Below are 12,923 nucleotides of genomic sequence, written 5' to 3' on the forward strand. Positions count from 1 at the left end.
AATGACCGACCGGCCACTCATCGTCGTGGGGCTGGGTAACCCCGGCGAGAAGTACGCCGGAACCCGGCACAACATCGGCTTCGACGTGGTCGACGAGCTCGCATCGCGCGCCCGCACCTCCTTCTCCCGGCACAAGAAGTCGGGGGCGGAGGTCGCGGGCGCGCGGCTCGTCGGCCGCCAGGTGTACCTGGCGAAGCCGCAGTCCTTCATGAACCTCTCGGGCGAGCCCGTGGGCGCGCTCGCGCGGTTCTACTCGGTGGAGCCGACCGACGTGATCGCCGTGCACGACGAGCTTGACATCGACTTCGGTCTCGTCCGGCTCAAGCGCGGCGGCGGCGAGGGCGGCCACAACGGGCTCAAGTCCCTCACGCAGCACCTCGGTACGCGCGACTACCTGCGCGTCCGGGCCGGGATCGGCCGACCGCCCGGCCGGCAGGACCCGGCCGACTACGTGCTCAAGCCCTTCGCCAAGACGGAGAAGCCCGAGGTGCCGCTGCTGATCGCCAACGCCGCGGACGCGGTCGAGCTGCTGATCCGTGACGGCCTCGAGCCCGCCCAGAACACGGTGCACGCCTGGTGATCGCCTTCCGCCGGGTCACGCGCGAGGACTTCCCCCTCCTCGCGTCGTGGCTCGGCGAGCCGCACAACCGGCGCTGGTGGCACCACCAGACCTCCCCCGAGGCGATCGAGCGCGACTTCGGGCCGTCCGTCGACGGTGCCGAGCCCTCGCTGGACTTCGTCGCGCTCGACGATGCCGGGGTGGCGTTCGGCCTGATCCAGCGGCAGCGGTGGATCGACTACGCGGACGAGCCGGAGACGGCCGCCGTGGGGTCCCTGGTCGATCTCGGTCCCGCGGACTGGGGAGTCGACTACCTGATCGGCTCGCCCTCCGCGACGGGCCGGGGCCTGGGCACGGCCATGATCGCGGCGATGTGCTCGGTGATCTTCACCGAGCTCGGCGGCGAGCGGGTCGTGGTCGCCGTCGCGGCGGGCAACCGCCGCTCGTGGCGCGCGCTGGAGCGCGCCGGCTTCGCCCTCGTCGGGCACGTCGACATCCCGCCCGACAACCCCGTCGACCCGCCGGACCACGTGCTCTACGCCCTTTCGCGCCCCTCCTGACCGCGACACGATCTACCTGCGAATACGGGTACACTGGCTCCCCGTGAGTTCCATTGCCGACGAGGTCTCCCGCCGCCGTACCTTCGCCATCATCAGCCACCCCGACGCGGGTAAGTCCACGATGACGGAGGCCCTGGCGCTGCACGCCCGGGTGATCAACGAGGCCGGCGCTATCCACGGCAAGGCCGGCCGCAAGTCCACCGTCTCCGACTGGATGGAGATGGAGAAGGCGCGCGGCATCTCCGTCAGCTCCACGGCGCTGCAGTTCAACTACACCTCCGCCGGCGCCGGCGCGGACGCCGAGCCGTCGGTCATCAACCTGGTGGACACCCCGGGTCACGCCGACTTCTCCGAGGACACCTACCGCGTGCTGACGGCCGTCGACGCGGCGGTCATGCTCATCGACGCCGCGAAGGGCCTGGAGCCGCAGACGCTCAAGCTGTTCCAGGTGTGCCGCCACCGCGGGATCCCCGTGATCACGGTCATCAACAAGTGGGACCGGCCGGGCCGCACCCCGCTGGAGCTGCTCGACGAGATCTCCGAGCGCATCGGCCTGACCCCCACTCCCCTGTTCTGGCCGGTCGGCATCGCGGGCGACTTCCGCGGCCTGCGCGACGTGCGCAAGGACGAGTACGTGCACTTCACCCGCACGGCGGGCGGCGCGAAGATCGCTCCCGAGGAACACCTTTCGACCGACGCCGCGCTCGATCGCGAGGGCGAGGTGTGGACCGAGGCGGTCGAGGAGACCGAGCTCATGACCGAGATGGGGCAGGGCCACGACCAGGAGATGTTCCTGGCGGGCCAGACCTCGCCCGTGATCTTCACCTCGGCGATCCTCAACTTCGGTGTGCGGCAGCTGCTGGAGGCCCTCGTCGAGCTGGCGCCCGCCCCGCATTCGCGCACCGCGATCGACGAGTCCGAGCGGGAGGTCACCGATCCGTTCAGCGCCGTGGTCTTCAAGGTGCAGGCCGGCATGGACTCCGCGCACCGGGATCGCCTGGCGTTCATGCGGATCGTCTCCGGCGAGTTCGAACGCGGCATGGTCGTGCAACACGCGCAGACCGGCAAGCCCTTCGCCACCAAGTACGCGATGACGGTGGTCGGCCGCGACCGCGAGACCGTCGAGACCGCCTACCCCGGCGACGTCGTCGGCCTGGTCAACGCGAACGCGCTCGCCCCCGGCGACACCCTGTACGACGGTGCCAAGGTCCAGTTCCCGCCGATCCCCTCGTTCGCGCCGGAGCACTTCGCGGTGGTCCGCGCCGACTCCGCGGGCAAATACAAGCAGTTCCGCAAGGGCATCGAGCAGCTCGGCACCGAGGGCGTGGTCCAGTTGCTGCGCAACGACGTTCGCGGCGACGCCTCGCCCGTCATGGCCGCGGTCGGCCCCATGCAGTTCGAGGTCGTCGTCGCCCGGATGAAGACGGAGTTCAACGTCGACGTCCAGGTCGAGAACCTGGGCTACTCGGTGGCGCGCCGGACGGACGCCGCCAGCGCGGATGAGCTCAACCGGCAGCGCGGCGTCGAGGTCTTCGAGCGCAACGACGGCGCGCTGCTCGCCCTGTTCTCCGACAAGTGGCGCCTGCAGTACATCGAGAAGGAGCACCCGACTCTCGCGCTCGCGCCCCTGGTCGCGGCGGCCGACTGACCCTCGACGCATCGAGTTGTGTTCTACAACTCAGTGCGCGGCCCGGCGACCGGGACGAGGATGGATCACGTCACGACTTCGAGAGTGAGGATCCGTTCATGACCGACATCCGCAGGGTCACCGTGCTCGGCACCGGCGTACTCGGCGCGCAGATCGCCTTCCAGACCGCGTACAGCGGCTTCGAGGTGACCGCGTACGACATCGACGACGCCGCGCTCGAGCGCGGCCGCGCCACCTTCGCCGGGCTCGTCGCCACGTACGAGCGAGAGGTCGACGGGGCCGCGGACGGCAAGGCCTCCGCCGCCCTGGGCCGGCTGACCCTGACCGCGGATCTGGCCGCCGCGGCGCGCGAGGCGGACCTGATCATCGAGGCGATCCCCGAGATCCTGGAGCTCAAGCGCGAGACCTTCGGGAAGCTGAACTCGCTCACGCCGGAGGCGACGATCTTCGCGACCAACTCCTCGTCGTTGCTCCCGAGCGCGATCGCGGACGCGACGGGCCGCCCGGATCGGTTCCTCGCCCTGCACTTCGCGAATCGCATCTGGACGTCGAACACCGCCGAGGTGATGGGGACGCCGGCGACCTCGCCGGACGTCTTCGACACCGTCGTCGAGTTCGCCGGCGAGATCGGCATGGTGCCGATCCCCATCCACAAGGAGAAGGCGGGTTACGTCCTCAACTCGCTCCTCATCCCGTTCCTCAACGCCGGCGTCGAGCTCGCCGCGGACGGCTACGCGACGCCGCAGGACGTCGACAAGGTGTGGCGGATCGGCACCGGCTCGCCGATGGGCCCCTTCCAGATCCTCGACATCATCGGGCTGAACACGCCGTACAACATCATGTCGGCCGGCGACGAGCGCAATCGCGGCTTCGCCGCGTGGATCAAGGAGAACTACCTCGACCGGGGCCGCACGGGCCTGGCCGCGGGCAAGGGCTTCTACGACTACGAGTAGTCCGCTGCCGGGCCCGGCGCCCCCTCAGAACCGGGGGCTGTCGGCGCCCGGCGCGTCGCGGGGATGATCCCCCGGGTCGATGGGCGTCGCGGAGCTCGGCCCCGCATCGCGGGCCGATCCCGAATCCGAGTCCGGATTCATGTTTCCGGGCCACAGCGCGGACCCCGGCGGCACGTTCGAGTGATTGGCGCCGCCGCCGGGCGCACCGCCGGGAGCGACCGCCGACGGGCTCACCACGTGGTCTCTGGGCTGCGCGGCGGCAGGCCCGGCCGCGAGGAGGGCGGCGCCGGCTCCGGCGGCGACCAGTCCGACGGCGAGCCGTCGTGTGAGGGGCTGGACTGCGGGATTCCGTTTCTCGTTCATACTTCGACCGTACCGACGGATTTCACGAAACCGACTGGCTGAATACAGCTTTCACGAAGCCGACACAAACGGACGAACGTCACGGAACCGACGGTGGGACCGTCGCGATTCCTTCACATCACCGTGCGTGGCGTGCGCCACGGTCAGCGGGAGACGGCGAGGTTCGCGGCACAGCGAGCGCGGACTTCGCCGATGAGGCGGTCGGCCTCGGCGGCGTCGATCAGGCCGCGGGCGGCGAGGGCGAGCAGCCCGTTGATGCCGGCCCAGCACTGGATCACCTCGCTGCGCGCCGCGTCGGCCGGGTCGCCGACGGCGACGATCACCGCGTCCAGCGCCGTCGCGAGGTAGCCGCGCACCTCCGCCCGGGCGGCGCGCACCACCTCCGAGTCCTCACCGTGCACGTCGGTGAGGCCCAGCAGCCGGAAGGCGATCGGCTCGCGGCGGTGGAAGTCGAGGTACTCGTCGAAGGCCCTGCGCGCGGCCTCCTCCCCCGCGCTTCCCGCGACCGCTGCCCCCATCGCCGCGACGTGCTCGCTGCCGACCCGGCAGGCCAGCACCGCGTAGAGGTCCGCCTTCCCGCCCGGGAAGTTCGAATAGATGCTGGTCAACGCGACGTCCGCGGCGGCGGCCAGCTCGTCGACGGAGGTGCCCCGATAGCCCTGCGGCCGCCCGTACAGGTCCCGCGCCGCGTCCAGCAGCGCGGCACGCGTGCGGCGGCGGCGCTTGTCCGCGGGTTCCGTCAGGAGCGATTCCATGGCACTATCCTAGTCATACTTCGTTTTCATAGTCAGACTAGGAGAACTTCGATGACCGTCTCGCCCGATCAGCTCGACGCCGGCGCCGCCGACGGCTCCGAGATCATGCGGCAGTTCGTGCCCGCGTCGCCCTTCGTCGCTCTGCTCGGGATGCAGCTGGAGGAGATCTCCGACGGCGCCGCCACGCTCCTCGTGCCCTACCGGCCCGATCTGACGACGGTCGGCACGATGATGCACGGCGGCCTCATCGCGGCGGCCGCGGACATCGGCGTGATGGTCGCGGCGTGGGCGGGCCGCCCGGTGCCGGACAAGCTGCGCGGCGTCACCGCGTCGCTGTCGCTGAACTTCATCGCCCCGTTGATCGAGGACGGCCTCCGGGTGCGGGCGCACCGCCTGTCCACGGGCCGGAAGACCAGCCACGTGCGGTGCGACATGTACTCGCAGACGGGCGACGTGTTGGTCGCGAGCGCTACGGGCACGTACCAGGTGGGCTGACGCCGGCACTCACACGCGGGCGCGCTGCGGGACCTCGCGGGCGAGGAGCAGCGCGACGGCGCCGAGCAGCGTGCCCGTGATCCGGCGCTGCCACGCCGCCCACGTCGGGCGCCGCGCGATGAGCGCCGCCACCGCACCCGCGGCGATCACGATCGCGGCGTTGACCAGCATCGACACCGTGATCTGGATACCCCCGAGGAGGAAGCCCTGCGCGGCGACGTGCCCGCGGGAGGGGTCGACGAACTGCGGGATCAGAGCGAGGTACATGATCGCCGCCTTGGGGTTGAGCAGGTTGGTGAGGAGCCCCATCCGGAAGAGCTTCGCGCTCGAGTCGCGCGGCAGGTCGGTGGTCTCGAACAGCCCGCGGCCGCCCGGACGCAGCGCCTGCCACGCGAGACAACCCAGATACAGCGCGCCGGCCGCCTTGAAGCCCATGAAGAGCCACGGCACCGCCACGAAGACGACGGCCAGCCCCACGTTCGCGAGGGTGAGGTAGACGAGGAAGCCCGCCCCGGTGCCGGCCAGCGAGATCAGTCCGGCCGCGCGGCCCTGGCCGATGCTGCGGGAGACGAGGTAGATCATGTTCGGCCCGGGCGTGAGCACCATCGCCAACGCCGTCACCACCATTCCCGCCACCGCGGTCCACGAAACGATCATGAGACCCATCCTCGTGAGCAACTGGCATCGGAGTACATATCCAGTCGAGTGTGACTGGCATCCGCGTGAACGCGGGCGCGACGTCGCACCCCCCGAGTTCCGGACACTATGAAATCGTGACCGCCAGTGACACCCGGAACCACGACATATCCGGTGTGTCACTGGCGGTCACGATGTCATAGCCGTTCGAGCTCACATAGCGGCTCACGCGTTGCGAGCCGGTCCGCAGTCAGTGCGACGCGGGGAGCGGGCCGGCGCCGACGCCGACGCTCACGCGATCGCCGTCCGATGCGTGGCGACGGTCCGCGATCGCGAGCGCGATGATCGCCGCGGGGACGAGGATGTCGACGAGGAGGATGCCGCCGGTGTTGCCGGGCTGGTGGTCACCGTGCGCGAACCACTGGTCGAGATGCCCGAACGCCGCGCCCCACAGGAAGATCGCGTAGCCGACGCCGTAGGCGAGCCGGAATCCCCGATGCCGGAAGACCAGGACGAAGGCCATCGCCGCGAAGCCCAGATTGGTGAAGGCGATCTCGAATTGGAAGGGATTCCCGGCGGGGAATCCGATCTCGTTCGCCATCACGTCCGGGGCGAGGAGGAAGAAGACGCCCACCCACGCCGCGCCCAGGCCGGCGGCGACGAGCATCGCCCGCTGCCAGATCTCGAGACGCTCGCCGGGCCGGCGGGAGGAGCGGACAGCGGCCCAGATCGCCGCGGCGATCGGGAAGATCAGCGGGGTGGACGTGTGGATGAGGTACTGCGTCGATGCGTTCATAACTCAGTCTTAACACGTTAATATTAACGGGTCAAGACTCCTGTAGCCTGGAGACATGAACGAACCCGACGAGGGCCTGGGCGACGTGCTCAACCACATCACGATGCTGCTCGGTGTCGTGACGCGCGAGTACGGAGCCCCCGGCGCGCTGAGCTACAGCCGGATGCGGCTCCTGGGCACCCTCGAGGAGGTGCAGCCCGCGACGCAGCACGAGCTGGCGCAAGCGATGCTCGTCTCCGACGCGGCCGTCAGCCGCATGCTGACCGCGCTCGCGCCGGAGGGGCTGGTCACCGTCGAACCCGATCCCGAGCACGCCCGCCGGCGCCTGGTGCGCCTGACGGACAAGGGTGCGGAGCAGTTCCACGCGTCGAGCACCGACTACGCGGCCCAGCTCGAAAAGGCCCTCACCGCACAGGACTTCCCGTACGAGCGCTATCTCCGCGACAGCATCGTGCTGCGCGACTTCCTCGCGACCGCTGCCGGCCGCGGCTGATCCGCGAGCGGATCAGTTGCCGATGATCGCCTCGATCTCGCGCTCCTCGACGTCGCTGACCGATGCGGGCGAGAACTTCGGGTCGCGCGTCTTGTCGACGAGCACCGCGCGGATCCCCTCGACGAAGTCGGGGCGGCGGACCAGGCGGGCGCCCACGACGGCCTCCTCGGCGAGGCACTGTGCCAGGGTCCGGTTGCGCGACTCCTGAATCAGGTCGAAGGTGACGAAGACCGAGGTGGGGCAGGCCGTGGAGAGCTGCTCGCGGGCAGTGTCGGCCCAGGCGCCGGACGTCGTGGCGAGGCCCGCGAGGATCTCGGTCACCGAGTCGCGGCCGAAGACGTCGGCGATCTCGTCGAGCGGCAGGGTCGAGGCGGGGGCGGTGTCGCCGAAGCGCGCGAGGACACCGTCGAGCTCCTCCCCGGCGAGGAGGGCGGCCTTGACGTCGGGCATGGCCGACGAGGGCACGAAGTGCGTCGCGAGCCCGACGGCGAGCGCGTCGCCGGCGCCGATCCGGGCGGCGGTCATGCCCATGAGCTCGCCGAAGCCCTTCGGGAGGCGGCCGAGGATGTGCGTGGCGCCCACGTCGGGGAGGAAGCCGATCGCGACCTCGGGCATGGCGATGAGCGCCTTCTCCGAGACGACGCGGTGCGAGCCGTGGATCGAGACGCCCACGCCGCCGCCCATGTTCACGCCGTCGATGAGGGCGATCACGGGCTTGGGTAACTCCGCGAGGCGCAGGTTCATGTCGTACTCGTCGCGGAAGAACGGGGTGAAGTCCTCCCCCGCCACCACCTGGTCGCGGATGGCGCGGATGTCTCCGCCGGCGCAGTAGGCCTTGGGCGAGGCGGAGGTGAGGAGCACGCGGGTCACGGCGTCGTCGGACTCCCAGGCCTGCAGCGCCGCGTCGATCGCGTGCACCATGTCCATGGTGAGCGCGTTGAGCGCCTTCGGACGATTCAGCTCGATGTGGCCGGTGCCCCCGGCCACGGTGGTGACGATCTCGGCGTCGCTCACAGCCCACTCCTCGCGATTAGTCGCATATCCAACTAAATCAGTATGGCAGGTGCCCGCGTAACCTGGACGCGCGATGGCGAATCTTCTCGGCGCGGATGCGCTGCACCTCGAGTACCCGACCAAGACGGTCTTCGATTCGGTCTCCCTCGGCGTCAACGAGGGTGACCGGATCGGCATCGTCGGCCGCAACGGCGACGGCAAGTCCAGCCTGCTCGGCCTGCTGGCCGGCACCCGCGAGCCCGATTCCGGCCGCGTCACCCGACGCGGCGGCGTCAGGGTGGGCGTGCTCACCCAGACCGACCTCTTCGACGACGAGGACACCGTCGGCCACTCCGTGGTGGGCGACACCCCCGAGCACGTCTGGGCGGGCGATCCGAAGGTACGCGATATCCTCGCCGGCCTGCTCACGGACCTGCCGTGGGACGCGCGCCTCGGCGAGCTCTCCGGTGGGCAGCGTCGCCGGGTGCAACTGGCGCAGCTCCTCGCGGGCGAGCACGACGTGCTGATCCTCGACGAGCCGACGAACCACCTGGACGTCGAGGCGATCGAGTGGCTCGCCGGCCACCTCAAGACCCGCTGGCCCGCGAACCAGGGCGGCCTGCTCATGGTGACCCACGACCGGTGGATCCTCGACGAGGTCTGCACCGCGACGTGGGAGGTGCACGACCGCATCGTCGAGCCCTTCGAGGGCGGTTACGCCGCGTACATCCTGCAGCGCGTCGAGCGCGACCGGCAGGCGGCGTCGATCGAGCAGAAGCGGCAGAACCTCGCGCGCAAGGAGCTGGCCTGGCTGCGCCGCGGCGCCCCCGCCCGCACCAGCAAGCCCAAGTTCCGGATCGACGCGGCGAACGCGCTCATCTCCGACGTCCCCGAGATCCGCGACAAGACCGAGCTGCAGTCGCTCGCGGTCTCGCGGCTCGGCAAGGACGTCGTCGACATCCTCGACGTCGGCGTGGCGTACGGCGACAAGCAGGTGCTCAGCGACATCGAGTGGCGCGTCGCGCCCGGCGAGCGCACCGGCATCCTCGGCGTCAACGGGGCGGGCAAGTCGACGCTGCTCGGCCTCATCGACGGTGCCGTCCAGCCCACGACCGGCACCGTCAAGCGCGGCAAGACCGTCAAGGTGCAGACGCTGACGCAGCGGCTCGACGAGCTCGAGCAGCACTGGGAGGATCCGGTCCGGGTGGTGCTGGCGAACCTGGCCACCAGCTTCACCGTGGGCAGCGGCTCCAAGGCGCAGGACCTGACCCCCTCGCAGCTGCTGGAGCGGCTGGGCTTCGCGAGCGCGCAGCTCTCGACGCCGGTCAAGGACCTCTCCGGCGGACAGAAGCGGCGCCTGCAGCTGCTGCTCATCCTGCTCGACTCGCCGAACGTGCTGATCCTCGACGAGCCGACCAACGACCTGGACACCGACATGCTGGCCGCGATGGAGGACCTCCTCGACTCGTGGCCGGGCACGCTCATCGTGGTCTCGCACGACCGCTACTTCCTCGAGCGCGTCACCGACCAGCAGTACGCGATCCTCGAGCGCCGCCTGCGGCACCTGCCCGGCGGCGTCGAGGAGTACCTCGCCCTGCGGCGCGCCCAGCACGGCTCGGGCTCCGGATCCGGTTCCGGCCGTGCGGGTTCGACGGTGCCCGCCACCTCCGACTCCGGCGCCCCGGCCGAGTCCGGGCTCAGCGGCGCCGAGCTGCGGGCGGCGCAGAAGGAGGTCACGGCCGTCGAGCGCCGGATGACCAAGCTGACGGAGCAGGTCGAGAAGGCGAAGCTCGCGCTCGCCGAGCACGACCAGGGCGACTACGCGGGCCTCGCTGAGGAGATGAAGAAGATCTCCGCGCTGGAGGACGAGCTGGCGGAGCAGGAACTGCGGTGGCTCGAGCTGTCGGAGGCGCTCGAATAGGCGATCCGCTCACGAATTTCCACTCCTCGTGGCAGGCGCGACGCAGATGTCCGCGGCCGGCCGCTGAGTTGGAATTCGTCGACGCGATCATGCCGAAGCGCCGGCCGAGGCGCGGTTGACCCGCGCGCCGGCCGGCGCTTCCTCGCTCGGCTCAGGCGACGTTCGCCGCGTACTTCGCCGGGTCCGAGTCGAACTTCGGGGCGCACGAGGGGCAGCAGAAGAAGTACCGCTCGCCGTCGAAGTCGCGGAACAGTCCGCGCGCCTCGGCGGTGGACTTCACCACCGGGTTGCCGACCATGACGGGGCAGGTGGTGTTCTCGTCCGCCGCCTGCGCGGTGTTCGCGGGCGCGACGCTCAGCCGGATGTCCTCGGGCTGCGAGGAGTTCGTGCTGCAGCAGCTCATGTCGGTGGTGTCCTCTCGATCGGTGGAAGGGATCCGGTCTCCGGGGCGATCGGCCGGAGCCCGCCCCGCCGCGCTGCGGAATCCACGCAGGCGCAAGCTGTTCCCGACGACGAAGACGCTGGAGAAGGCCATCGCCGCGCCGGCGAGCATCGGATTGAGCATGCCGAGCGCCGCCACCGGGATCGCCGCGACGTTGTAGGCGAACGCCCAGAACAGGTTCGTCTTGATCGTCCGGAGGGTGGTGCGCGACAGGCGGATCGCGTCGACGGCGGCCCGCAGGTCCCCGCGGACCAGGGTGATGTCCGCCGCCTCGATCGCGACGTCGGTGCCCGTGCCCATCGCGAGTCCCAGGTCGGCGGCGGCGAGCGCGGGGGCGTCGTTGACCCCGTCGCCGACCATCGCCACGACGCGGCCCTCGGCCTGCAGGCGGGTCACCACGGCGACCTTGTCCTGCGGCATGACCTCGGCGATCACCTCGTCGATGCCGACCTCCGCCGCGATCTTCCAGGCGGCGGCCTCGTTGTCGCCGGTGAGCAGCACGGGCGTCAGACCCAGTGCCCGCAGCTCCCGGATCGCCTCCGCGCTGGTGGGCTTCACGACGTCGGAGACCACGAGGATCCCCCGCGCCGCGCCGTCCCAGCCGACCGCGACGACCGTCGCGCCCTGCGCCTCGGCGTCCGCCTTGGCCGCGACGAGCCCGTCGGACAGGTGCAGCGCCCAGTCGGCGAGCAGCGACTCGCGACCCACGATCACGCCGTGGCCGTCGACGACACCCTGCACACCCTGTCCCTCGACGTTCGCGAAACCGTTGACGGGAGAAAGGATTCCGACCTTCTCCGCCGCGCCCTTGGCGATCGCCTGGGCGATCGGGTGCTCGGAGGCGTCCTCGAGGGCGCCGGCGTAGCGCAGCACGTCGATCTGGTCGACGCCCTGCTCGGTGATCACGTCGACCAGGGTCATCCGGCCGGTGGTCACGGTGCCGGTCTTGTCGAGCACGACGGTGTCGACGCGGCGGGTCGATTCGAGGACCTCGGGCCCCTTGATGAGGATGCCCAGCTGGGCGCCCCGGCCGGTGCCGACGAGCAGCGCCGTCGGCGTGGCGAGGCCCAGCGCGCAGGGGCAGGCGATGACGAGGACGGCGACCGCGGCGGTGAACGCCGCCGAGACCGGGAAGCCCGCGCCGAGCCAGCCACCCAGGGCGACCGCGGCGATGGCGATGACGATCGGCACGAAGACGCCGGAGATCCGGTCGGCGAGGCGTTGCACCTCGGCCTTGCCGGTCTGCGCCTCCTCCACGAGCCGCGCCATCTGCGCGAGCTGCGTGTCCGCGCCGACGCGGGTGGCGCGCACCACGAGTCGTCCGCCCGCGTTGACCGTGGCGCCGGTGATCGGGTCACCCGGTCCGACCTCGACGGGCACCGATTCGCCGGTGAGCATCGAGGCGTCGACCGCGGACGTCCCGGAGACGACCACGCCGTCGGTGGCGATCTTCTCGCCGGGCCGCACGATGAACTCGTCGTCCGCCCGCAGCTCGTCGACGCCGATCTTCACCTCGGCCCCGTCGCGCAGGACGGAGACCTCCTTGGCGCCGAGCTCGAGCAACGCGCGCAGCGCCGCCCCGGCCCGCCGCTTGGAGCGCTTTTCGAAGTAGCGCCCGGCGAGGATGAACATGGTGACGCCGGCGGCCACCTCGAGGTAGATGTTCGCGGCACCGTCGGACGGCGCGAGCGTGAGGGAGAACGGGTGCGTCATCCCCGGCTCCCCTGCGGTGCCGAGGAAGAGGGCGTACAGCGACCACAGGAACGCCGACAGTGTGCCCATGGAGATGAGCGTGTCCATCGTGGCCGTGCCGTGCTTGAGGTTCGCCCACGCCGCCTTGTGGAAGGGCCATGCGCCCCACAGGATCACGGGCGAGGCCAGCGCCAGCGAGGCCCACTGCCAGTAGGTGAACTGCCACGCGGGGATCATCGCCATGGCGATGACGGGCACGCTGAGCACGACGGCGCCGATGAGCCGGGTGCGGAGCGAGGCCAGCTCGACGTCCGCGGGGGTGCTCTCCTCGCCGCCCGGCCCCGACGGTGCCGCCGCCCCGGACAGCGTGGCGCTGTAGCCGGTGCCGACGACCTCGTCGATGATGCGCTGCGGGTCGACGCCCTCGGGCGCGACGACCTTCGCCTTCTCGGTGGCGTAGTTGACGGTGGCGCTCACGCCGTCGATCTTGTTGAGGCGCCGCTCGATCCGATTGGCGCACGAGGCGCAGGTCATGCCACCGATATCCAGCTCGATGTGCGCGCCGCCGGTGGTACTGCCGGGTGTGCTCATGGTCGATTCCTCCTCTTCTGTGGTGG

General features: G+C 70.6%; 13 protein-coding genes. 7 read left to right on the forward strand and 6 right to left on the reverse strand.

Annotated elements, in window-relative coordinates; all coding sequences use genetic code 11:
• Window position 1: 1 nt before the first annotated feature.
• The 4 genes from pth (at window position 2) to ACLQ3K_RS10365 (ending at window position 3,720) form a co-directional block, all read left to right on the forward strand.
• The gene (pth, locus tag ACLQ3K_RS10350) at window positions 2-580 is read left to right on the forward strand and encodes an aminoacyl-tRNA hydrolase (RefSeq protein WP_425999071.1); all 579 of its coding nucleotides are present in this window, start codon (window positions 2-4) and stop codon (window positions 578-580) included.
• Entirely contained in the window at window positions 577-1,119 is a 543-nt protein-coding gene (locus ACLQ3K_RS10355) for a GNAT family N-acetyltransferase (RefSeq protein WP_425999073.1), read from the forward strand. Before pth ends, ACLQ3K_RS10355 begins: the two co-directional genes overlap by 4 nt.
• A 43-nt stretch (window positions 1,120-1,162) precedes the next feature.
• Window positions 1,163-2,767, forward strand: a complete 1,605-nt coding sequence (locus ACLQ3K_RS10360; protein WP_425999075.1) for a peptide chain release factor 3 — start codon at window positions 1,163-1,165, stop codon at window positions 2,765-2,767.
• A 98-nt stretch (window positions 2,768-2,865) separates the two neighbouring features.
• Window positions 2,866-3,720 carry a 3-hydroxyacyl-CoA dehydrogenase gene (locus tag ACLQ3K_RS10365; RefSeq protein ID WP_425999077.1) on the forward strand — a complete coding sequence of 285 codons (855 nt, stop codon included), beginning with the start codon at window positions 2,866-2,868 and terminating at the stop codon, window positions 3,718-3,720.
• Window positions 3,721-3,744: 24 nt separating this feature from the next.
• On the opposite strand, the gene ACLQ3K_RS10370 is transcribed toward ACLQ3K_RS10365, so the two are convergent.
• Complete coding sequence (locus ACLQ3K_RS10370) at window positions 3,745-4,083, reverse strand: hypothetical protein (RefSeq protein ID WP_425999079.1); 339 nt, start codon at window positions 4,081-4,083, stop codon at window positions 3,745-3,747.
• 143 nt (window positions 4,084-4,226) lie between these two features.
• A complete protein-coding gene (locus tag ACLQ3K_RS10375; RefSeq protein WP_224646953.1) occupies window positions 4,227-4,838 on the reverse strand; it encodes a TetR/AcrR family transcriptional regulator in 612 nt (203 codons plus the stop codon).
• A 51-nt stretch (window positions 4,839-4,889) separates the two neighbouring features.
• Between ACLQ3K_RS10375 and ACLQ3K_RS10380 the strand changes: the two genes are divergently transcribed.
• On the forward strand, window positions 4,890-5,333 hold the full coding sequence (locus tag ACLQ3K_RS10380; RefSeq protein WP_425999081.1) for a PaaI family thioesterase: 444 nt from the start codon (window positions 4,890-4,892) through the stop codon (window positions 5,331-5,333).
• A gap of 9 nt (window positions 5,334-5,342) precedes the next feature.
• On the opposite strand, the gene ACLQ3K_RS10385 is transcribed toward ACLQ3K_RS10380, so the two are convergent.
• A complete protein-coding gene (locus ACLQ3K_RS10385; protein ID WP_255603366.1) occupies window positions 5,343-5,990 on the reverse strand; it encodes a LysE family translocator in 648 nt (215 codons plus the stop codon).
• Window positions 5,991-6,219: 229 nt separating this feature from the next.
• Window positions 6,220-6,765, reverse strand: coding sequence for a DUF6790 family protein (locus ACLQ3K_RS10390; RefSeq protein ID WP_425999083.1), 546 nt, complete (start codon window positions 6,763-6,765; stop codon window positions 6,220-6,222).
• Window positions 6,766-6,820: 55 nt separating this feature from the next.
• Here ACLQ3K_RS10390 and ACLQ3K_RS10395 point away from each other — a divergent pair, with 55 nt between their 5' ends.
• A complete protein-coding gene (locus ACLQ3K_RS10395) occupies window positions 6,821-7,258 on the forward strand; it encodes a MarR family winged helix-turn-helix transcriptional regulator (protein ID WP_336670026.1) in 438 nt (145 codons plus the stop codon).
• Window positions 7,259-7,270: 12 nt separating this feature from the next.
• Here ACLQ3K_RS10395 and ACLQ3K_RS10400 read toward each other — a convergent pair whose 3' ends face one another.
• Complete coding sequence (locus ACLQ3K_RS10400) at window positions 7,271-8,272, reverse strand: enoyl-CoA hydratase/isomerase family protein (RefSeq protein ID WP_425999086.1); 1,002 nt, start codon at window positions 8,270-8,272, stop codon at window positions 7,271-7,273.
• Between the two features lie 73 nt (window positions 8,273-8,345).
• On the opposite strand from ACLQ3K_RS10400, the gene ACLQ3K_RS10405 reads away from it, so the two are divergent.
• Window positions 8,346-10,172: an ABC-F family ATP-binding cassette domain-containing protein gene (locus ACLQ3K_RS10405; RefSeq protein WP_425999088.1), complete on the forward strand. Its 1,827-nt coding sequence runs from the start codon at window positions 8,346-8,348 to the stop codon at window positions 10,170-10,172.
• A 151-nt stretch (window positions 10,173-10,323) separates the two neighbouring features.
• Here ACLQ3K_RS10405 and ACLQ3K_RS10410 read toward each other — a convergent pair whose 3' ends face one another.
• On the reverse strand, window positions 10,324-12,897 hold the full coding sequence (locus tag ACLQ3K_RS10410; RefSeq protein WP_425999090.1) for a heavy metal translocating P-type ATPase: 2,574 nt from the start codon (window positions 12,895-12,897) through the stop codon (window positions 10,324-10,326).
• Between the last annotated feature and the right edge of the window lie 26 nt (window positions 12,898-12,923).

The sequence above is a fragment of the Tsukamurella sp. DT100 genome (assembly GCF_049844855.1).
GTDB lineage: Bacteria > Actinomycetota > Actinomycetes > Mycobacteriales > Mycobacteriaceae > Tsukamurella.

Excerpts from the sequence above, each read along its gene's own strand:
- ACLQ3K_RS10405 (WP_425999088.1), top strand. The coding sequence starts at position 8,346 with ATGGCGAATCTTCTCGGCGCGGATGCGCTGCACCTCGAGTACCCGACC.
- ACLQ3K_RS10390 (WP_425999083.1), bottom strand. The coding sequence starts at position 6,765 with ATGAACGCATCGACGCAGTACCTCATCCACACGTCCACCCCGCTGATC.
- ACLQ3K_RS10410 (WP_425999090.1), bottom strand. The coding sequence starts at position 12,897 with ATGAGCACACCCGGCAGTACCACCGGCGGCGCGCACATCGAGCTGGAT.
- ACLQ3K_RS10365 (WP_425999077.1), top strand. The coding sequence starts at position 2,866 with ATGACCGACATCCGCAGGGTCACCGTGCTCGGCACCGGCGTACTCGGC.
- ACLQ3K_RS10385 (WP_255603366.1), bottom strand. The coding sequence starts at position 5,990 with ATGATCGTTTCGTGGACCGCGGTGGCGGGAATGGTGGTGACGGCGTTG.
- pth (WP_425999071.1), top strand. The coding sequence starts at position 2 with ATGACCGACCGGCCACTCATCGTCGTGGGGCTGGGTAACCCCGGCGAG.
- ACLQ3K_RS10380 (WP_425999081.1), top strand. The coding sequence starts at position 4,890 with ATGACCGTCTCGCCCGATCAGCTCGACGCCGGCGCCGCCGACGGCTCC.
- ACLQ3K_RS10395 (WP_336670026.1), top strand. The coding sequence starts at position 6,821 with ATGAACGAACCCGACGAGGGCCTGGGCGACGTGCTCAACCACATCACG.
- ACLQ3K_RS10375 (WP_224646953.1), bottom strand. The coding sequence starts at position 4,838 with ATGGAATCGCTCCTGACGGAACCCGCGGACAAGCGCCGCCGCCGCACG.
- ACLQ3K_RS10370 (WP_425999079.1), bottom strand. The coding sequence starts at position 4,083 with ATGAACGAGAAACGGAATCCCGCAGTCCAGCCCCTCACACGACGGCTC.